Origin of the sequence: Pseudovibrio exalbescens DSM 16456 (assembly GCF_000422785.1) — a bacterium.
GTDB classification, from domain to species: domain Bacteria; phylum Pseudomonadota; class Alphaproteobacteria; order Rhizobiales; family Stappiaceae; genus Pseudovibrio; species Pseudovibrio exalbescens.
In genome coordinates, this window is sequence record NZ_KE383918.1 from 237,150 (window position 1) to 255,485 (window position 18,336).

Consider the following 18,336-nt stretch of genomic DNA (forward strand, 5'->3'; position numbering starts at 1 on the left):
AAATATAAACAAGCCATCGCCGGGTAAAAATGCAAATCACCTCCCAAATCAGGTGCTTTTGTCGAGAGGTGATTTGCTTTTGCGAATAGGGCGCGACTTAGGGAAGATCCATGCAATTGGCATAGAATGTGGTAGTTGCGGGCCAATCGGAGAAAACGCCCTCAACGCCCACATCCTGCGCCAGAACATCCAGCACTTGATAGATGGCTGCGTCGCTCGTCACCGCGTCGCGAATGCTCTGGTAGTACCACCCACCGCCATTGTTGAGTGGGCCCGAGCGTTCCAGCGACCAGGCGATCAGTTTAAGGCCAGCCTTTTTGGCCTCCATGGCGTAGGCTGAGGGAACAATCTCACCATCTTGGAGCGTGACCAGCACCCAGAGCGGAGGTGCCAGGTAGTTGACACCCATGCCCTTCAACTCAGCCAGGGTGGGCTTAAAGGTCTCGGGTTTCATCGGATCAAGGTTATCCCGGCCGTAGCGGCCCTCCAGATAAACGGCCTGTTTGCCGAACTCTGGTTCCGCTTTGATCCAGTAAAGGACATCGGCAAGATTAAAGGATTGAGGGAAGACATTTTCCGGGGCAATGCCTGCGGCTTTGTATTCATTGATGAGTTGTTGCGCATAGTCTTCCTGGGTGAAGCCATCAAAGGGCATTTCTACCGCGGGGGCCTTGAGTTCGGGGGTGAACTTCACGCCTTTGTTTTTGAAGTGCGCCAGAAACTCCTTGTGAGATAGCACCGTTCCTCGGTTTGAGGCGTATAGCGTTGTGCGCCAATCGGCCGTGCCTTTCACATAGGCTTCGGCTGTGGTGGCCGTCGGGTCTGCACCGTCCATCTTGCCCCTAAGACTTTTGAACTCGGCAAGCGAAAGCTCGGAAGTGCGGCATTCCGCGTTTGCCTTGCTATCGCCGCTGGCTGCTGAGAAGGGGGTAATACAGGTATCCGCCAGCGCTGTTGCAAGAATATTGGTTGTGGTTGCCAGGTCATTTTGAGAATGACGGCACACAAGCGCTTTATCCTTGGTGAAGGTGACATCGCACTCCTGTATACCCGCTCCCATGCGGTGTGCTGCCAGATAACCTTCAAGCGTGTGCTCGGGAAACTGCAATGGGGCCCCGCGATGCGCGATGGAGAACAGGCGCGGAGTCATTTGTTGGCCGATACAGGCCTCCAGCTTTGTTTTCAGCGCGCCTTCTGGCAACAGGTCCACCAAAAAGGCGGGGCGCGGTCCAAGGTCTACTGCGTGTGCTGAGATGCAGGTCCAGAGCAATCCCCCTGCGGCGGCACCTAGAAGCTTCAAGGCCATCGACATTATCCCCATCTGTAGTTGTGTGATGCGTAAAACTACTCTCCTAGCTGAGCGATGTGACAGCAAGTTAAAAAGGCCCTACCGTCATTGGCAGGGCTTTTTTGGAAGCAATCAAGGCGGAGTGTCGTGCAAGTGCGCGTCACGCATCCGGGCAGGCACGCGACCATACCGACCGCGGCAACAGGTGAACGCCGTTTTCTGCCCTTTCACCTTCACCCAGAATATGGCCGATCCCCTCAGCCAGAATGGCGAGGGTCAGATCAAAGGCATTGAGGCTGTCCCCTTCGCCAGCCGTCAGGTTCGCCATGGCCCCACCTGCAAACAGATGCACATGTGCGCCAGAGGCGAGGCGGTATCGGGTGACAAACGGGACGGGTTCTTCTGAAGGGCAGCCGCCGAACACGCTGAGGTCAATCTCATCGATCTTGTGACCGGAATTGAGAATGAAGCAGCCGTCTTTTAGCTTTGCAATCACGTCTCCGGGCAGCACGTGATGCGCGCCAGTCCCGGTGACAATGACATCGGCATGGGGTGCAAGTTCCTCCACTGTGCCTGTTTGCCATCCATCATATCGAGCCTGAAGCAGCCGGGCGGGATCGACTTCCGCAACTATCACGGTGCCACCATAGGCCCTTGCGCTTGCGGCCAGCCCTTGGCCAACCGTGCCGTAGCCCACCACCAGAACCCGCTTTTCGTGAAGGCTGACCAAGGTTGCGTTATAGAACGCATGCCAAGTTGTCAGGCCCACCATATGGCGGTTGTGCAAGCCTTCCTTCACCGGAACATCGTCCCAGTTGAAAATCGGCCAAGGCGGGAGCTTGCCCTGCAAACGGTTGATGCCAGAGCCCGTCGCCTCAAGGCCGGCTTTGACCTCAGGAAACGCGAGGCCGTTAGCGATCAGATAGTGGGTGTAGTCCGACCCCATTTCACTGAAGTGGGTTGGGCCCCACTCAAGGCCGCCTGCAATGGCCGACTGCCAGTCCGCATCGCTCATGCCTTCGCCCGCTTCGACCTGCGCTCCGGCCTTGCGCATGCCTTCCACCACATCATCGCGTACCGTCGTCGGATTGCATGTGGTGATGTAAAGCTCTGCTCCTTTGCGGGCGAGCCCTTTCACAAGGGGGAGGGTCTTGATGTCCAAATGCATGCTCATTGCAAGGCGAACACTGGCGAGGTCTGGCAACGCCTCAAGCGAACGGCGGGTGCGTGGCATGTGCTGCTCTACCCACTCGATGGGAAATCTGGATTTTGGCATGACGGAATTTCAACGTTTGATGTGAAGGGGACAGCGCAGTAGGTATCGCACTACGTATTTGAACGAGAAGTATTTCTCGCGAGCGCGTTTGTCCAGAAGCAAAAGCATGGCGCTGGGCTTCCTGGTTCACATGGTTCAAAACCCAACTGCGGACCACAGCGAGCGTGACGTCTTTTCGGGGCAGGCGAAATAGCTTCATCCAAAGCCTGCATAAGTTCGCCTGAAAACGCTCAAAGAAAAGATGCAGTCTAACAGGTTAGCTAAAGCTGTAAATCGAACTCGATGCATGCAGTGCGCTCTGTGATATCCCCCTGAGCGCTCTTTGAGCGGCACAGAATTGATCAGAACCTGGCGATAGCTGTGAAAAATATCACAGTGCATTAAAAAAATTTCAGAAACGCTAGGTAATTGTCTTGACGTTGTCATTGACCTAAGGCAGACATAGAGCGACACGAAATAGGAGAAAACAACGTGTCGACTATATCCGGTAGCGACGTACAGATGGAAAACCGTTCCATCTTGATGCCCGATCCCAAACCTTCCCGCCAATTCAACGATGCTGACAGCGCCGTCAACTATCTCATAGAGTTGTTCGACGAGAGCACAGCTTTCTTGCGCAGACAGTTCGAGAAAATCGCTCAAGGCGATACGCCGGAGGGTCGCGTTCGCGCCTTTTATCCCGAGTTGCGCTTCGAAATGGCCATTCACACCCGAACCGATGGCCGTTTGTCCTACGGTTTCGTTGCCGGGCCGGGGAAATACAGCACCACGATCACGCGTCCGGACCTGTTTCGCTCTTATCTGCGGCAGCAGATCGAGTTGTTGCTTAGCAACCATGAAGAGCCCGTGGAGATAGGGTACAGTGAGACCCCCATCCCGCTGCACTTTGCGTTCTATGATGGCGCTCACGTTGAAGGGGCATTTGCAGCCAAGCCTGAAGTAACCCTTCGCGACATCTTTGATGTGCCGGACTTGGCGGTTATGGATGATGCCATTGCCAACGGCACCTTTGACGCAGGGGAGACGCCACAGCCACTGGCGCCCTTCACGGCACCGCGGGTTGATTACAGCTTGCACCGACTGCAGCACTACACAGCCACAGCGCCCAAGCATTTCCAGAACTTCGTTCTTTTCACGAACTATCAGTTCTATATTGACGGCTTCGCCCAAATGGCGCGCGAGTTGGTCAAGGATCCGAACAGCGACTACGTCGCGTTTGTGGAACCGGGCGATCTGATGACCCTGTCAGGGGAAACAGAGCCGTCTTCCGGCGAGCCTCTGGGCCGGCTCCCTCAGATGCCAGCTTATCATCTGGTGCGCGAGGATAACTCGGGTATCACCATGGTGAATATTGGGGTAGGGCCTTCCAACGCTAAAACCATTACTGATCATATCGCGGTACTGAGGCCTCATGCCTGGTTGATGCTTGGTCACTGTGCGGGGCTGCGCAACAGCCAGCAACTTGGTGACTATGTGTTGGCTCATGGTTATGTGCGTGAAGACAAGGTGCTGGATGCAGACCTGCCTACATGGGTGCCGATCCCACCTTTGGCAGAGGTTCAGGTTGCTCTCGAGCAAGCAGTTGAAAATGTAACCGGCTATGAAGGGTTCGAGCTGAAGCGAGTGATGCGGACCGGAACGGTTGCCTCCATTGACAACCGAAACTGGGAACTGCGCGACCATCGCGAGCCGGTCCAACGGTTTTCTCAGTCCCGTGCCATCGCGCTGGACATGGAATCCGCGACGATTGCGGCCAATGGTTTCCGCTTCCGCGTTCCCTACGGTACGCTCCTGTGTGTTTCCGACAAGCCGCTCCACGGCGAACTGAAACTTCCGGGCATGGCTACAGATTTTTATCGCCGGCAGGTTTCCCAGCATCTGGAGATCGGCATTCAGACCATGGAAATCCTGCGCAAGATGCCGCTTGAGCGTCTGCATTCCCGCAAACTTCGCAGTTTCGCTGAGACAGCTTTCCAGTAACGCGCCGCCTCTTGGCGCGGCAGACAAACCTGATGAAACCTCGCGGGAGTTCAGTTTCCCGCGAGGTTTGTTTTTTATAGCTCAAGGTAGATGACTGGTCCGGTGCTGCGTGAATAGGGCCCATTTTTGAACGCGGTACCCCTATAAACTCGGGAGTTTGCCTTGAATCGTCGCAGGTTTCTCAAGACAGCGGGCGCATTGGCTGGCGCAGGCATCGCCGCCGCACCGCTCGCCGCCCCCGCTCAGACACAAAATCGCCGTCAGGTCAGTATGGTGACGTGCTGGCCGCGTACGCTCTCAGGTTTTTCCGAGGCCGCAACTCGAATTGCGGAGCGGATCAACGCGGCATCTGATGGTCGTTTCGACGTCACCGTATATGCGGCGGGCGAGTTGGTGCCTGCATTCGAGGCCTTTGACGCGGTTGCCTCCGGCGCGGCTGAGCTCTACCACGCCAGCGATGACTATTGGAATGGCACCCACATGGCCTACAGCTTCTTTGGCGGGGCCCCGGCGGGCATGACACATCAAGAGTATGCCGCCTGGATCAACTGGGGTGGCGGACAGGAGCTGTGGGACGAGGTCGCCGATCAGTTCGAGATCAAGCCCTTTATGGCAGGGCACACGGCGCACACGATAGGCGGTTGGTTCACCCGGTCCATTGAGAGTCTGAATGACCTGCGGGGTTTCAAGATGATGCTTCCCGGCATGGCCGGTGAAGTGCTTCGGCGTATGGGCGGCATTGCCATCACAATACCGGCCAATGAAATCCGTACCGCATTGAAGTCGGGTGGTTTGGATGGCGCGGACTGGGCAGGGCCTTGGGCCGGCATGTCTCTTGGTCTGCACGAAGTCAGCAAATACTGCGCCTATCCTGGATTCAACGGCGCTGGCATAGCTTGCTCCATGGGGGTGAACCAGCGGTTTTGGCGCACGCTGACCGCCGAGGATCAAATGATCTTCAAGGCTGCAGCGGCCGCCGAAAATGACATGATGGCTTCTCAGTTCAACTGGCAGAACAGCGTGGCGCTCAAAACGCTTCGGGACGACAAGAGCTTTCCCGTCAAGCAACTGCCCAAAGATGTCCAGGATGCGTTCGTCACGGCGGCAGAAGATGTCATGATGACCCATGCAGCACGGGATCCGCTCGCTGAGCGCGTCTACGACAGTTACATCAAGGCGCGGGCCCAACTGGCTGATCTGTCCCGCGTTACCCATGAACCGTTCACGGCGCTACGCAATCGAGCTGACGCCTCTTGAAACAACCTCCCCCCCCCAAGGGAACTCGGACCAGAAGTGTACCCCTTTGGCTGTCAGGCCAAAGGGGTCTTGAGCACCTTGCGCATGACCGTCGGCAAGGCTTCTCCCTCCAAAGTCTCAGGAACAGACCACCAGTAGCCTTCCGGCAGGGGAAATGCTGCATCTACCTGTGTGTGCCAGACCGCAAGTTCCAGATGAAAATGTGTGAACGTGTGCTTCACGGTTGAGGGCGCCAAAGACCAGTCGGCTTTTACTGGCGCTTGTCCCAGATCATCTTGTTTCATGTCTTCTGACCATTGGGAAGTTGGGGGTTCGCTCATGCCCGCCAGAAGGCCCTTGTCCGGGCGGCGTCTCAATGCAATAGCACCATCTTCCCGCGCGATCACGAAAGCCATGCCCTTTCGTGTGGGCTTGACTCTCTTCGGCGCTTTGCGTGGCAGCGATTCATGGATGCCCTGTTTGCGGCCTTCACATAGGTCAACCCACGGACAAATCGTGCATGCTGGTGACCGCGGTGTACACACTGTTGCGCCCAGATCCATGACAGCCTGAGCGAAGTCTCCGGGTCTTTCATGGGGGGTTAAAGCCGCCATATGAGACTTAATCACAGGTTTTGCACCGGGCAATCTATCAGTTATTGCACGCAGCCGGCTAATGACGCGTTCCACATTTCCGTCAACGACAGCCGCGTGCTGGTTGAAGGCAATTGAAGAAATCGCGGCAGCCGTGTAAGGTCCAATTCCGGGAAGTTGCTGTAATTTATGTTCTTCTTCAGGAAAACGCCCATTATAGTCACGTAAAACGATTTTTGCGCAGCGATGAAGATTACGTGCGCGGGAATAATATCCAAGGCCTGCCCATGCTTTGAGCACTTCTTCTTCTTCAGCCTCCGCGAGATTTTCTAGTCGCGGCCATAGATCTGTAAACTTTATAAAATAGGTTTTGACCGTGGCAACAGTGGTCTGTTGCAACATGATTTCCGATAGCCAGACGTGGTAAGGGTTTGGTTTTGCACCGGAAAGTTCCGGATTTGGCGGGGTGCGCCATGGCAGAGTACGGAAATTTCTGTCATACCAGTGAAGTAGTGCTGTAGTTGCTTGCATGAGTTGATAAGGACTCTTGTAAGTTTGTCCCGCGGATTATCAGGGAACCCTTGGTAATTTGAGGTACCGCGAAAGTTAGGGCTGAATTAGAACTAATAGGATCAATAGGACACATCAGTGCCTTATTTCCATGGCGTGGTTTTAAATTATGAAGACAGCTGCACAGGTCAAGCACTCCGGTAAAGATGGGCGCCAGCTCGGCGAGCTGATTGGCGCAACCATGCATCCGGTAGCGCGAAAACGGGGCTTTGCAACCTCTGAGTTGCTCAGCGCTTGGCCAGAACTGGTGGGCGAAAGGTACGTGGATCGTGTCCAGCCCGGTCAGTTGATATGGCCCCGTAGAAAAACTGCGGACGGGGAACCGGTTCTCGAACCGGCGACGTTGTTGGTCTATGCCGATGCACCCTCTGCCTTGCTTCTCACGCACGAGCTGCCCCAGCTGCGTGAACGCATCAATGCGTTCTTTGGTTGGAAGGCCGTAGATCGCATTCGCATCATGCAGCGCACGTTGGCCCGAAAGCCAAAAGCGAAGACGCCCAAGCGCCGTGAGTTGTCTGAGGACGAGAAGAAAAAGATCAAGCAACAGGTGGAACGCGTCGAAAATTCGCGCCTTCAGCAAGCGCTTGAGAAATTGGGGCAACAAATCGCCTCCCGCGTTGACGACGAGTAGGCTCGTCGTTCGTGCGGCCGGTCAGCCGCCGTGCTGCCAGCCTGCCTGACTTGCCTGCGCCCGCAGGGCTCAAGTCCGCAAAATCAATCCAGTTTTCAGTATAAATCAGGCCAGATGTTATTGGGCGAGGGCGTGGCTCAACACCAGATCAGCGCCTTGCGCGGTGTAGCCTAGCAACAGGTCCGGCCGTTCCATCAGCAGGTAGGCTGTGGTTTGTGTTTCATCACCATGAAGTTCAATGCTGCTACCACTGATGCTCCAGTAACTCGCTTGAGCCAGATCCTCATTCTGGCACCCGGAGGATGTTAACTTGCCGCCGAAAACACCTGCGCCCAAGGTACGCAGCACCTGGCTTTGTTCCGACTGTGGGCTGGAGAAGGTAAGGGTGCACGTCCCTGAAGGCGTTCCGTCGCCTTCGCTCACATCCCAGCGCATGGCTGTCAGGGCGTCAAGGTCGGTTGCTCCGGCATAAGCTTGTGGGGTGAAATCCGGCAGTGCTGCTTCGGCGGTCTGCTGGTCCTCGACGGCCGGGGCGGTTGCAACAGGTTCGACTAGCTCTTCTTTCATCGATGCCTGACATCCAGCGAGCCCAAGTGCCACGAGCACAACAGTAGATATCCGAACCATGCGGCCTGCCTCTATGGTTAACAGTTGGTATATGAAGTCACCCTGTCTTCTAAATGCCTGACTCTTGATACAAAAGTAAAGGTCCCGGCGGGGATATGCCCACAACCATGGTCCCACTTCGGGACAATTCCGGGCGAAATAAGGGCAGTCGGAACCGCGAAAAAGAAAGCAAGCGGTCTGGGCGCGATGCTTCGTCGCAGTCGAGGCTCACGTTTTTGACGCGAAAGTCATTTAAGCAACGCGCCACATGGCTTAGGGAAGGGGCGAAAGACAGGTTCCCTGCCGTCGAAAGAGTTTTGTGACACAAAGGATGCCAGAGTTGACATACAGCCGCAGAGATTTCCTCAAGACAACCGTTGCCGCTGCCATTGTGGGCGCCACCTTTGCCCTTGCGCCCCGTTTGGCGTTGGCTGAAGAGACCTTTGATCCGGCGGAAGTGGCGAAGCCCGGCCCGTTGGGGGACGTGGTGTATGGGTCGGAAGAGGCCCCGGTTACCATGGTCGAGTACTCCTCGTTGACCTGCGGCCATTGTGCAGCCTTCAAGACGCGGGTGTTTCCTGAGTTGAAGGAAAAGTACATCGACACGGGCAAGGTGCGCTACATCATGCGTGAGTTTCCGCTTGATGCGGTCGCCACTGCCGGTTTCATGATGGGACGCGCGCTGCCGGAAGACCGGTATCCAGAGTATTTGACGTTCATGTTTGAAACTCAGAAGGATTGGGCGTTCAACGAGAAGCCTTATAGCGCTCTGCTGAAGATTGGACGCCAGATGGGCCTTACCAAGGAGGCGGTAGACGCGGCTATAACCAATCAGACGCTTCTGGAAGGCCTGACCCAGACCCGAGACCGCGCCCATGAGGAATTCGGTGTCAGCGGCACACCAAGCTTCTTCGTCAATGGGGAAAAGGTTGTCGGCTACCGCGAGCTGAGCGAATGGGACGAGATTCTGGGCAAGCACCTCTAAGCGGCACTCTCCGTTAGATCTGTAGGGTGAACGTGTTCACGGGAGCGTGATCAGGTGTGTGTGGAGCACGCTGGCATCATGCTTCATGTGAACACATTTACACGGTTCGGTTGACGCTGATTAACCGTGCTGCCATTCATACCTACACAATTAAACGGATACAGGACCGACGACGTGACACTGACCAGAAGAGAGCTACTGGAACGCACCACACTTGCTGCTGCCGCAGGAGCGGTGCTGATCGCCTCTGGCCCCGCTGCCTTTGCCCAGTCCGTGGACATGGACGAGTTGATGAAACCCGGCCCGTTGGGCGACAAGGCGCTGGGTCAGGAAGATGCCCCTGTCACGGTCGTTGAATACGCCTCCATGACCTGTGGCCATTGCGCCAACTTCCATCGCCAGACCTACAAGGAGTTCAAGGAAAAATACATCGACACTGGCAAGGTGCGCATGATCTTCCGCGAGTTCCCGTTGGACACGGTTGCAGCTGCGGCTTCGATGCTTGCGCGCTGCGCGCCGGAGGATAAGTATTTCGATGTGGTTTCGCTGATGTTCGAGCAGCAGAGGAACTGGGCGTTCACGGATAATCCTTATAACGCCCTGTTGAATATGGGTAAGCAGATCGGCTTTACAGAAGATGAAGTCAAAGCTTGCTTGACGAATCAGGAAATTCTGGACGGAGTGACCGCAAGCCGGGATCACGCTTCCAAAGCGCTCTCTGTGGATTCGACACCAACCTTCTTTATTAATGGCGAAAAAGTGAGCGGGGCGCTCTCCATTGAAGAGATCAGCGAATACGTGGAAAAGCACCTGTAAGGGGCACGACAGGAATGTCGGAAGCCTTCAGGGGCTGTCACGTATCAAGCTGATAGACATGACGAGGCGCGGAGCATGAAGTTTGAAAAGCTCCGCGTTTTGGGGTTCAAGTCCTTTGTGGACCCCATGGAGTTCGTTATTGAAGAGGGTCTCACCGGTGTTGTGGGACCCAATGGCTGCGGAAAATCAAATCTTGTCGAAGCGCTGCGCTGGGTGATGGGAGAAAACTCCTACAAAAGCATGCGCGCTTCCGGGATGGATGATGTGATTTTTTCCGGCAGTCTCAACCGTCCCGCCCGAAACACCGCTGAAGTCACGCTTTTTCTGGACAATGAAGATCGCCGTGCGCCAACAGGGTACAACGACTCCGATAAGCTGGAGGTGACCCGTCGCATCGAGCGTGAGGCTGGCTCGGTGTACAAGATCAATGGCAAGGACGCCCGCGCACGTGACGTGCAGCTGCTGTTTGCTGATGCCTCCACCGGTGCGCGGTCTCCAGCCATGGTGCGCCAAGGGCAGATCGGTGAGCTTATCTCTGCCAAGCCGACGTCTCGGCGCAAGATCCTGGAGGAAGCGGCCGGTATATCCGGACTTCACAGCCGTCGCCACGAAGCTGAAATCCGCCTGCGAGCTGCCGAAAGCAACCTTGAGCGGCTCGAGGATGTTCTCACTCAAATTGAAGCGCAATTGGAAGGCCTGAAGCGGCAGGCCCGGCAGGCCTCGCGCTATCGCAATCTGTCCTGGGATATACGGCGAACGGAAGCGACCATTTTCTACTTGCGTTGGAAAGAAGCCAGCGCCGCGTTGCAAGATGCTCAAAAGCAATATGCGGAAGCGGAATACGGGCTGACCGATATCGCCGGCCTTCAGGCGCGCACCGCCAAGGAGCAGGCCATCGCGGCTCATGAAGTGCCCAAATTGCGCGAGAAGGCAGCGGAAGTTGGGGCGGCGCTTCAGCGCATTGTTATTGCGCGCAATCAATTGGATGCGGAAGACCGGCGAGTACGGGAGCGCCTTGCTGATCTGAATGAACGCATTCGCCAGCTTGATCAGGATATCGAGCGCGAGAACCAGCTTACCACCGAAAACGCGGAACGGCTCGAGGCACTTGCTGAAGAAGAGCAGCTCCTCATGGAAGAGAATGAAAGCGTGGAGGAGCGCGCCGAGGCGGCGCAAGGGCGGGCGGATGAAGCTGCGGAGCTGGTGGCATCTCTGGAAGCAGATCACAGCGAAAAGACCCGCGCCCATGCAGGCTTGGTGGCCAAACAGCAGCAGTTGGAACGTACGGTAGCCGATGCCCGCGCCCGCTTGGTTCGGCAGAAAGACCAGTTGGGCGAGTTGCAGGCCAGTCTTGCCGTCATTAACGAAGAAATTGCCTCTGCGACCGAAGTTGCTGAACAACGCGAGATGTTGGAACTGGCGCAGGAAGAGTTGGCAGAAGCCGAAGAGGCGGCTGCGGAACTGGATGCAGCGGTACAAGAGGCGCGGGCGCGTGATGAATCACTGCGTCCCCCATTGGCCGATGCAAAGGCGGCGGTGACACGCCTAGAAACCGAAAGCCAGACCCTCGAAAAAATTCTGAGTCATTCGGTATCTGGAGACTGGCCGCCAGCGGTTGATTCCATGCAAGCAGCCAAGGGCTTTGAGAAGGCGCTCGGGGCGGCGCTTGGGGAAGATCTCGAGTTGCCGTTGGATGAAGCAGCACCAGCCCATTGGGGCGGGGCGGAGCGTGATTTTGATGACCCGACCCTTCCCGCGGGGTGCGAGCCCTTGTCTCGCTATGTGGAAGCGCCGCAAAAGCTGGTGCGCCGCTTGGATCAGATCGGATTGGTGGAAGGTGATGCTGGTCCCTCGGTGGCGCGTCAACTCAAGGTTGGCCAGCGTCTTGTATCCCGCGATGGTGATTTGTGGCGCTGGGACGGGGTTCGTGTGGCTGCGGAAGCGCCGACACCTGCTGCCCAGCGGCTCGAGCAGAAGAACCGCCTCAGGGAATTGGAAGGCGAGATCGAGGCTGCCCGTGAGCGCGCATTGGAAGCGCAAGCTTTGCTGGATGAGGCGACCCAGCGCCTGCGTACTCTGATTGCGCAGGAGCAGGACGCCAAGCAGAAAGCGCGGACCTGCCAAACGGCTGTTGCGCAGGCCAGAGATCAGGTCGTGGCAGCGGAGCGGGCTCACGCGCAACTGACCATGCGCCGGGAAGCGTTGCAGTCACAGGTCTCTCAAGCAACTGAAGCGGTTGAAGAGTTGCAAGAGGCTCTGGAAGAAGCCGAGATGCAACTGGAGGAGCTGCCGGCCGGCGACGATCTGTCGGAAGAATTGGCGCATCTGTCCGCTCAATTGGCCGAGGCGCGAACCGCACAGTCAAATGCAAGAGCCAATGTGGAAAGCATTCGGCGCGAAGCGGATATGCGCAAGAGGCGGCTGGAGGCCATTCACCGCGAGCGGCACAGCTGGCAGCAACGCGCCGAAGGTGCAGACAAGCAAATCGGCACGCTGCGTCAAAGACGGACCGAAAGCGAAGAAGAACGTCTGGAGCTTTTGGAAAGCCCTGCCGAGATTGAAGAAAAACGCTTGGATCTAACCCGTGAGATGGCTTCCGCGGAGGAGCGCAAGCGGATCGCGGATGATGCGCTGGTGGAGGCTGAGAAGGTTCTTGCCGAGGCAGACCGCAAGGCCAAGGAGGCCATGGAAGGGCTGTCCGGTGCACGAGAACGCAAAATCCGCGCTGAAGAGCGATTGGAAGCGGCTCGGGAACGCAAGCGGGAAACCGAAAACCGCATTGATGAGACATTGGAGATATCCGTTGGTGAGCTACCCGAGGTTGCGGGTCTCAAGGAAGGTGCACCCTTGCCCGACCCGGTATCCACGGAAAAAAGACTCGAACGCCTCAAGGCGGAGCGGGAGCGTTTGGGGGGTGTGAACCTGCGCGCAGAAGAAGAAATGCGCGAGGTGGAGGAACGCCGCGACACTTTGGTTGTGGAACGTGATGACCTGATTGAAGCCATCAAACGCTTGCGCGGGGGCATTTCAAACCTGAATCGAGAGGCACGCGAGCGCCTTTTGAAAGCATTCGACATTGTAAATGATCACTTCCAGCGCTTGTTCACCCACCTGTTTGGTGGCGGTACGGCCGAGCTCAAACTGGTTGATTCCGATGACCCGCTGGACGCTGGTCTGGAGATCCTGGCCCGGCCTCCGGGCAAGAAGCCGCAAACCATGACCTTGCTCTCCGGCGGTGAGCAGGCTTTGACCGCCATGGCGCTGATTTTCGCGGTTTTCCTCACGAATCCAGCACCGATTTGTGTACTGGATGAGGTCGATGCCCCGCTGGATGACGCCAATGTGGAGCGCTACTGTACCCTCCTGGAAGACATGGTTCAGAACACTGAAACACGGTTTGTCGTGATTACACACAACCCCATTACCATGGCGCGTGTGGATCGCTTGTTCGGGGTGACCATGGCTGAACGAGGTGTTTCGCAACTGGTTTCAGTAGATCTTCAGACGGCTGAAAGTTTTCGTGAAATTGAATGAGTCTGCGTAAAACAACGTAAAACTCGCAGGATGCCGTAAGCATTCTCTGTTAATTTCCCTAAAAATTCCTTTGATATCAGATAGTTGATGCATTTTCGTAGTATCTTGACACAGCACGGGGCGCCGACTATGGTTCCGGCGACTTTTGGGAGTCGATGGTTTTTCTGCTGCATAAACTAAAGGGATGATCGTGTGATGGCTTCAGACGACCCGAAGCAGCCCGAGGAAAACCAGGCTGCTTCTGACAGTCACCTGACTGAGCGACTAGAGCGACTTGGCAAAACTCTGGAACAACACCGGGATGGCGAATCCAAGGATTCACCCAAGGCAAGTTCAGGAGCAATGTCTGGGGCTGCTCAAGCTTTCAAACTGTCCTCAGAGTTCGTTGCTGGCGTGCTCGTAGGTGCTGGACTAGGTTGGATGGCGGATACGTGGCTCGGTACCAAGCCTTGGGGGCTTATTGTGCTCTTGATGCTTGGCTTCGGTGCGGGGATTTTGAATTTGTTGCGGGCGCTGGGGAAAGTTGCGGAGCCTGAAAGACGTTTGAACTCCCGTAAGAAGAAGCAGGACTAACATCCGAAACGCGCTGCGGCGCTAAATTTGGGCACTTCAGGGGACAAAACCTGTGGCTGGACAATCAAGCAACGGAATCGATCCGATCCACCAGTTTCATATCAATAAGATTTTTGATTTGAACATTGCTGGAATGGACTTCTCCTTTACCAACGTCTCCTTGTTCATGGTGGTGACCATTGCAGCGGCGACGCTGTTCCTGGTTCTTTCAACCAGTGGACGGGGACTGGTGCCAAGCCGCATGCAGCTCATGGCGGAAATGTCATATGAGTTTGTTGCCGCCACCTTGCGAGGCGCAGCGGGCAACGAAGGCATGCGGTTTTTCCCGCTGGTATTCACCCTCTTCATGTTCGTCTTCACAGCCAACATGATCGGGATGGTTCCATTCTTCTACACAGTTACCAGTCAGATTATTGTGACCTTCGCTCTGGCGATGCTCGTTATTCTGACGGTCACCATATACGGTTTTTTCAAGCACGGATCTGGCTTCCTTAAGCTGTTCGTGCCAAGCGGCGTACCGGCCTATATTGTGCCATTGGTAACCGCGATTGAATTAATCTCGTTCCTTTCCCGTCCTGTCAGCCTCTCTGTTCGTTTGTTTGCGAACATGCTGGCCGGTCACATCACACTGAAGGTGTTTGCAGGCTTCGTAGTTATGCTCACCGGTGCAGGTGCCATCGGCATCGGCGCTGCAGTGCTGCCACTCCTGCTCACGATCGCCATCACGGCACTTGAGTTCCTGGTAGCCTTCCTTCAGGCCTACGTCTTTACCGTCCTTACCTGCATGTATCTGGCAGATGCGCTCCACCCGAGCCACTAACAGAACCTGCAGTTCCCGGGTTGTCTAACCCAAAATCAAAACGTCACAGACGACGAAATTTGCTAGTTTTAGGAGCACGTGTCATGGAAGCAGAAGCTGCAAAATATATCGGTGCTGGTATCGCTTGCCTCGGAATGGGCGGCGCAGCTCTCGGCCTCGGCAACATCTTCGGTAACTTTCTATCTGGCGCCCTGCGCAACCCGTCCGCTGCTGACGGTCAGTTCGGCCGCCTCATCCTCGGCTTTGCTGTGACAGAAGCACTCGGCATCTTCTCGCTTCTGGTCGCTCTTCTTCTGCTCTTCGCTGTATAAGCGACAGACTTTAGATCCAGACGTGTTACCGTTTCGGCGATGTCCTTCGGGGCATCGCCGTATTCAAGGTAAACCGTCCTTAGAGCGTTTACGGAGAAGGTGATGTCGAATACCCAAGGCGAACACACTACTGGAACCTTGGTTGCTACTGAGGCGCACGGAGGCGAAGCTAACTTTCCTCCCTTCGACAGTACGACCTATCCCTCTCAGCTGTTGTGGTTGGCGCTTACCTTTGGCGTGTTCTACTGGATCATGTCCAAAGTTGTAATCCCACGGATCAGCGGAATCCTGGAAGACCGTCGCGACCGTATCGCGGGCGATATGGCGGAAGCGGCACGTCTCAAGCAGGAAACCGATGATGCCATCGCGGCCTATGAAAAGGCTCTCGCGGATGCGCGCAAGAAGGCCAATTCCATGGCTCAGGACGCGCGTGACCGGCTGAAAGCAGAAACAGAAGCAGCTCGCAACGCTGCTGAAGAAAAGCTTTCGGTCCAGCTCACAGAAGCCGAACAGCGCATTTCCAAGATCAAGCAGGAAAGCCTTGCTGAAGTTGGAGAAATCGCTGCCGACACCGCAGGTGATGTGGTCAAGGCATTGATCGGCGGTCGGGCTCCGGCGAAAGCCACCGTGACCAAAGCCGTCGAAAATGCGATGAAGTAAGGAGATCAGGTATGTTCAGTGATACCATTTGGGCATTTGTCGGCCTCATCCTCTTCTTCGCATTGCTGCAGTGGCTGAAGGTGCCGTCAAAGATCGGCGGTGCTTTGGACAAGCAGACGGACAACATCAAGAGCGAACTTGATGAAGCCCGTAAGCTGCGCGAGGAAGCTCAGCACCTGCTCGCTGAGTACCAGCGCAAGCGCACGGAAGCAGAGGCCGAGGCGGAACAAATTGTCGCCGACGCCAAGGAAGAAGCCGAGCGCTTGGCTGTTGAAGCCGACGCAGCGCTTCAGGAAATGATTTCCCGTCGCACCAAGGCGGCTGAAGCAAAGATTGCGCAGGCAGAAGCCAATGCAATCGCCGAAGTCAAGGCACGTGCTGCGGAAGTCGCTGTTGAAGCAGCGGAAGAAATCATTGCCTCCAGCATGACCAACGACGAAACTCGTGGGAAGGTCCTGTCTGAAAGCATCAAGCAGGTATCCGGTCGGTTGAACTAGGTAAGCCTAGGCAACGCCAAAGAATTTGCTCGAAAGGCTCCCCGCAATGCGCGTGGAGCCTTTTTTGTTGCCCGATCAATTGCCAAGCGGTCACGCCAGTCTTTAAGAGGATGTGTTTTCCAGCAAGACACGGATCGGTCGAAACGAGCGCCGGTGGTAGGGACTTGGTCCCAGCTCCAAAAGGGCGGCTTGATGGTCTTTGGTGCCATAGCCCTTGTGCTTTGCAAAGCCGTAGCCGGGACACTGTTTGTCCAGCTTGACCATCAGCCGATCACGCAACACCTTGGCAACAATTGATGCCGCTGCGATGGCAAGACAACGCCCATCGCCTTTGATGACCGCTTCGCCTTCAAAGGGAAGACCCGGCGGTACATCGCGTCCGTCGAAGAAAGCCTTTCGGACCGGCACGTCCAGCGATGTGGCAACGTTTGTCATGCCGGCAAGCGTTGCCGCCCTAATATTCAGCCGATCAATGGTCCGCGCAGATTGCACACAGACACTCACATGTGCCTTCGCGCAGATTTCGGTGAAAAGCTCTTCCCGCCGCATTGCGCTTAGCTTTTTGGAGTCATTGAGACCCTCTGGCAGATTGTCGTAATCAAGAACAGCAGCGGCAATCACCACCGGTCCGGCCCAAGGGCCGCGTCCTGCCTCATCAACGCCTGCAAAGGCGCCGCCAAGCTGATCCACGAGCTTTCGCTCCTGTGTGGCATCGGGCGCTTCGGCAAAAGGGGTGGTGAAAAGGGTATCTGAGTAGGGCATGATGCGTTTGTGCCTCGCCTTTCGAAGAAGTGCAAGATTGTTCTGGGCGGGGGTAGAGCGGCCTAGAACAGCGACAGTTGAACGCCTCCCTTTTGCGGTGGTACAAAGTGCTCGGTGGACAACTTGCCTCCTCTGGTGGAAAGCTCCAGCCGGCGGCATGCAAGCTGAAACCGGCGAGACAATTGGTCCGCATAAGGCCCGTCACCACGAAACCGGCGGTTCCACTGCGGGTCATAGTCCTTGCCTCCGCGCATGGATCGCATCAGCGACAGCACATGACGATAGCGCCCCGGCGCCTCGCGCAGCAGCCAATCCTTGAAGAGCTCACTCACCTCCCGTGGCATGCGCAGCAAGATATAGGTTGCTGCGGACGCGCCAGCGTCTTTGGCGTGGGTCAGGATGCCCTCCAGCTCATGATCGGTAAGGCCGGGGATAACCGGTGCCACCATCACACCGGTCGGCACTCCTGCTGCGGCGAGAGCTTCTATGGCCTTGAAGCGGTTGGCGGGTGTGGACGCACGTGGTTCCATGGACCGGGCAAGGTGGCGATCCTCCGTGGTAACAGACAAACGCACAGACACCAGATTGCGCGCCGCCATGCGTGCCAGAATATCCTTGTCGCGTAGGATCAAGGCCGATTTGGTAATGATCGAGACAGGGTGGCCGCACCGCTCCAGAACTTCAAGAATTTGACGCATCAATTGATGGGTGCGCTCGATGGGTTGATACGGATCTGTGTTGGTGCCCATGGCGATGGGCTTGGGTTTGTAGGAGGGCTTGGAAAGGTCGCGCTCCAGCACTTCGGCGGCGTTGCCCTTGGCATAAAGACGTGTCTCGAAATCAAGCCCCGGTGACAAGCCCATGTAAGCGTGGCTTGGTCGTGCAAAACAATAGGTGCACCCATGCTCGCAGCCCCGATACGGGTTGATGGAACGGTCGAAGGGCAGGTCAGGGGAAGTGTTGCGCGTAATGATGCTGCGGCTGACTTCGTTCTGGCATTGGGTCGTCAGCGGCGGCAACTCTTCCAGAAGGCCCCAACCGTCATCCTCCAGTTGCCGCTGTTCGCGTTCAAAACGGGCTTCCGGATTGGAGGCAGCGCCCCGACCGCTAACCAGATTCGCCGGAAACGGCGCGCTTGCGGCGGTTTGTTCGCTGTGAGTGTGGACTGGAGGAACGGCTTTGCCCATCTGATGTGCAC

General features: G+C 56.3%; 17 protein-coding genes. 11 read left to right on the forward strand and 6 right to left on the reverse strand.

Annotated features, from left to right (window positions below):
• Window positions 1–97 precede the first annotated feature (97 nt).
• Both G512_RS0115760 and G512_RS0115765 read right to left on the reverse strand, forming a co-directional pair.
• The gene (locus G512_RS0115760; protein WP_143181449.1) at window positions 98–1,306 is read right to left on the reverse strand and encodes a glycerophosphodiester phosphodiesterase family protein; all 1,209 of its coding nucleotides are present in this window, start codon (window positions 1,304–1,306) and stop codon (window positions 98–100) included.
• A gap of 142 nt (window positions 1,307–1,448) precedes the next feature.
• Window positions 1,449–2,564, reverse strand: a complete 1,116-nt coding sequence (locus tag G512_RS0115765; RefSeq protein ID WP_028482548.1) for an adenosylhomocysteinase — start codon at window positions 2,562–2,564, stop codon at window positions 1,449–1,451.
• A 501-nt stretch (window positions 2,565–3,065) separates the two neighbouring features.
• Between G512_RS0115765 and G512_RS0115770 the strand changes: the two genes are divergently transcribed.
• Entirely contained in the window at window positions 3,066–4,544 is a 1,479-nt protein-coding gene (locus tag G512_RS0115770; RefSeq protein ID WP_051269457.1) for an AMP nucleosidase, read from the forward strand.
• Between the two features lie 162 nt (window positions 4,545–4,706).
• A complete protein-coding gene (locus tag G512_RS0115775) occupies window positions 4,707–5,801 on the forward strand; it encodes a TRAP transporter substrate-binding protein (protein WP_028482550.1) in 1,095 nt (364 codons plus the stop codon).
• Between the two features lie 53 nt (window positions 5,802–5,854).
• On the opposite strand, the gene mutY is transcribed toward G512_RS0115775, so the two are convergent.
• Window positions 5,855–6,904 (reverse strand): A/G-specific adenine glycosylase, encoded by a 1,050-nt coding sequence (mutY, locus tag G512_RS0115780; RefSeq protein WP_028482551.1) that lies wholly within the window; start codon window positions 6,902–6,904, stop codon window positions 5,855–5,857.
• 148 nt (window positions 6,905–7,052) lie between these two features.
• Between mutY and G512_RS0115785 the strand changes: the two genes are divergently transcribed.
• Window positions 7,053–7,574 carry a DUF721 domain-containing protein gene (locus tag G512_RS0115785; RefSeq protein ID WP_028482552.1) on the forward strand — a complete coding sequence of 174 codons (522 nt, stop codon included), beginning with the start codon at window positions 7,053–7,055 and terminating at the stop codon, window positions 7,572–7,574.
• Between the two features lie 117 nt (window positions 7,575–7,691).
• Here the strand turns inward: G512_RS0115785 and G512_RS0115790 are convergent, their stop codons facing one another.
• A complete protein-coding gene (locus tag G512_RS0115790) occupies window positions 7,692–8,141 on the reverse strand; it encodes a hypothetical protein (protein WP_028482553.1) in 450 nt (149 codons plus the stop codon).
• Between the two features lie 370 nt (window positions 8,142–8,511).
• Here G512_RS0115790 and G512_RS0115795 point away from each other — a divergent pair, with 370 nt between their 5' ends.
• From G512_RS0115795 to G512_RS0115830, 8 genes are all read left to right on the forward strand, one after another.
• Window positions 8,512–9,165 (forward strand): thioredoxin domain-containing protein, encoded by a 654-nt coding sequence (locus G512_RS0115795; protein WP_208975040.1) that lies wholly within the window; start codon window positions 8,512–8,514, stop codon window positions 9,163–9,165.
• Window positions 9,166–9,339: 174 nt separating this feature from the next.
• Complete coding sequence (locus tag G512_RS0115800) at window positions 9,340–9,981, forward strand: DsbA family protein (RefSeq protein WP_028482555.1); 642 nt, start codon at window positions 9,340–9,342, stop codon at window positions 9,979–9,981.
• A 75-nt stretch (window positions 9,982–10,056) separates the two neighbouring features.
• Window positions 10,057–13,515: a chromosome segregation SMC family protein gene (locus G512_RS0115805; RefSeq protein ID WP_028482556.1), complete on the forward strand. Its 3,459-nt coding sequence runs from the start codon at window positions 10,057–10,059 to the stop codon at window positions 13,513–13,515.
• 195 nt (window positions 13,516–13,710) lie between these two features.
• Entirely contained in the window at window positions 13,711–14,088 is a 378-nt protein-coding gene (locus G512_RS0115810) for an AtpZ/AtpI family protein (RefSeq protein WP_028482557.1), read from the forward strand.
• Between the two features lie 52 nt (window positions 14,089–14,140).
• Window positions 14,141–14,908 carry a F0F1 ATP synthase subunit A gene (locus G512_RS0115815; RefSeq protein ID WP_028482558.1) on the forward strand — a complete coding sequence of 256 codons (768 nt, stop codon included), beginning with the start codon at window positions 14,141–14,143 and terminating at the stop codon, window positions 14,906–14,908.
• A gap of 83 nt (window positions 14,909–14,991) precedes the next feature.
• The gene (locus G512_RS0115820; RefSeq protein WP_028482559.1) at window positions 14,992–15,219 is read left to right on the forward strand and encodes a F0F1 ATP synthase subunit C; all 228 of its coding nucleotides are present in this window, start codon (window positions 14,992–14,994) and stop codon (window positions 15,217–15,219) included.
• A gap of 102 nt (window positions 15,220–15,321) precedes the next feature.
• A complete protein-coding gene (locus G512_RS0115825; protein ID WP_028482560.1) occupies window positions 15,322–15,879 on the forward strand; it encodes a F0F1 ATP synthase subunit B in 558 nt (185 codons plus the stop codon).
• A gap of 11 nt (window positions 15,880–15,890) precedes the next feature.
• The gene (locus G512_RS0115830) at window positions 15,891–16,376 is read left to right on the forward strand and encodes a F0F1 ATP synthase subunit B family protein (protein WP_028482561.1); all 486 of its coding nucleotides are present in this window, start codon (window positions 15,891–15,893) and stop codon (window positions 16,374–16,376) included.
• Window positions 16,377–16,478: 102 nt separating this feature from the next.
• Here the strand turns inward: G512_RS0115830 and G512_RS0115835 are convergent, their stop codons facing one another.
• Together G512_RS0115835 and G512_RS0115840 are read right to left on the reverse strand one after the other, a co-directional pair.
• The gene (locus G512_RS0115835) at window positions 16,479–17,138 is read right to left on the reverse strand and encodes a ribonuclease HII (RefSeq protein ID WP_028482562.1); all 660 of its coding nucleotides are present in this window, start codon (window positions 17,136–17,138) and stop codon (window positions 16,479–16,481) included.
• Window positions 17,139–17,200: 62 nt separating this feature from the next.
• Window positions 17,201–18,325: a PA0069 family radical SAM protein gene (locus tag G512_RS0115840; RefSeq protein WP_081657512.1), complete on the reverse strand. Its 1,125-nt coding sequence runs from the start codon at window positions 18,323–18,325 to the stop codon at window positions 17,201–17,203.
• Between the last annotated feature and the right edge of the window lie 11 nt (window positions 18,326–18,336).

What these genes read in the sequence shown, in the direction of transcription:
- G512_RS0115760 (WP_143181449.1), bottom strand. Translation starts at nt 1,306, where the DNA reads ATGGCCTTGAAGCTTCTAGGTGCCGCCGCAGGGGGATTGCTCTGGACC.
- G512_RS0115765 (WP_028482548.1), bottom strand. Translation starts at nt 2,564, where the DNA reads ATGCCAAAATCCAGATTTCCCATCGAGTGGGTAGAGCAGCACATGCCA.
- G512_RS0115770 (WP_051269457.1), top strand. Translation starts at nt 3,066, where the DNA reads ATGGAAAACCGTTCCATCTTGATGCCCGATCCCAAACCTTCCCGCCAA.
- mutY (WP_028482551.1), bottom strand. Translation starts at nt 6,904, where the DNA reads ATGCAAGCAACTACAGCACTACTTCACTGGTATGACAGAAATTTCCGT.
- G512_RS0115785 (WP_028482552.1), top strand. Translation starts at nt 7,053, where the DNA reads ATGAAGACAGCTGCACAGGTCAAGCACTCCGGTAAAGATGGGCGCCAG.
- G512_RS0115790 (WP_028482553.1), bottom strand. Translation starts at nt 8,141, where the DNA reads ATGAAAGAAGAGCTAGTCGAACCTGTTGCAACCGCCCCGGCCGTCGAG.
- G512_RS0115795 (WP_208975040.1), top strand. Translation starts at nt 8,512, where the DNA reads ATGCCAGAGTTGACATACAGCCGCAGAGATTTCCTCAAGACAACCGTT.
- G512_RS0115805 (WP_028482556.1), top strand. Translation starts at nt 10,057, where the DNA reads ATGAAGTTTGAAAAGCTCCGCGTTTTGGGGTTCAAGTCCTTTGTGGAC.
- G512_RS0115810 (WP_028482557.1), top strand. Translation starts at nt 13,711, where the DNA reads ATGGCTTCAGACGACCCGAAGCAGCCCGAGGAAAACCAGGCTGCTTCT.
- G512_RS0115820 (WP_028482559.1), top strand. Translation starts at nt 14,992, where the DNA reads ATGGAAGCAGAAGCTGCAAAATATATCGGTGCTGGTATCGCTTGCCTC.
- G512_RS0115825 (WP_028482560.1), top strand. Translation starts at nt 15,322, where the DNA reads ATGTCGAATACCCAAGGCGAACACACTACTGGAACCTTGGTTGCTACT.
- G512_RS0115830 (WP_028482561.1), top strand. Translation starts at nt 15,891, where the DNA reads ATGTTCAGTGATACCATTTGGGCATTTGTCGGCCTCATCCTCTTCTTC.
- G512_RS0115835 (WP_028482562.1), bottom strand. Translation starts at nt 17,138, where the DNA reads ATGCCCTACTCAGATACCCTTTTCACCACCCCTTTTGCCGAAGCGCCC.
- G512_RS0115840 (WP_081657512.1), bottom strand. Translation starts at nt 18,325, where the DNA reads ATGGGCAAAGCCGTTCCTCCAGTCCACACTCACAGCGAACAAACCGCC.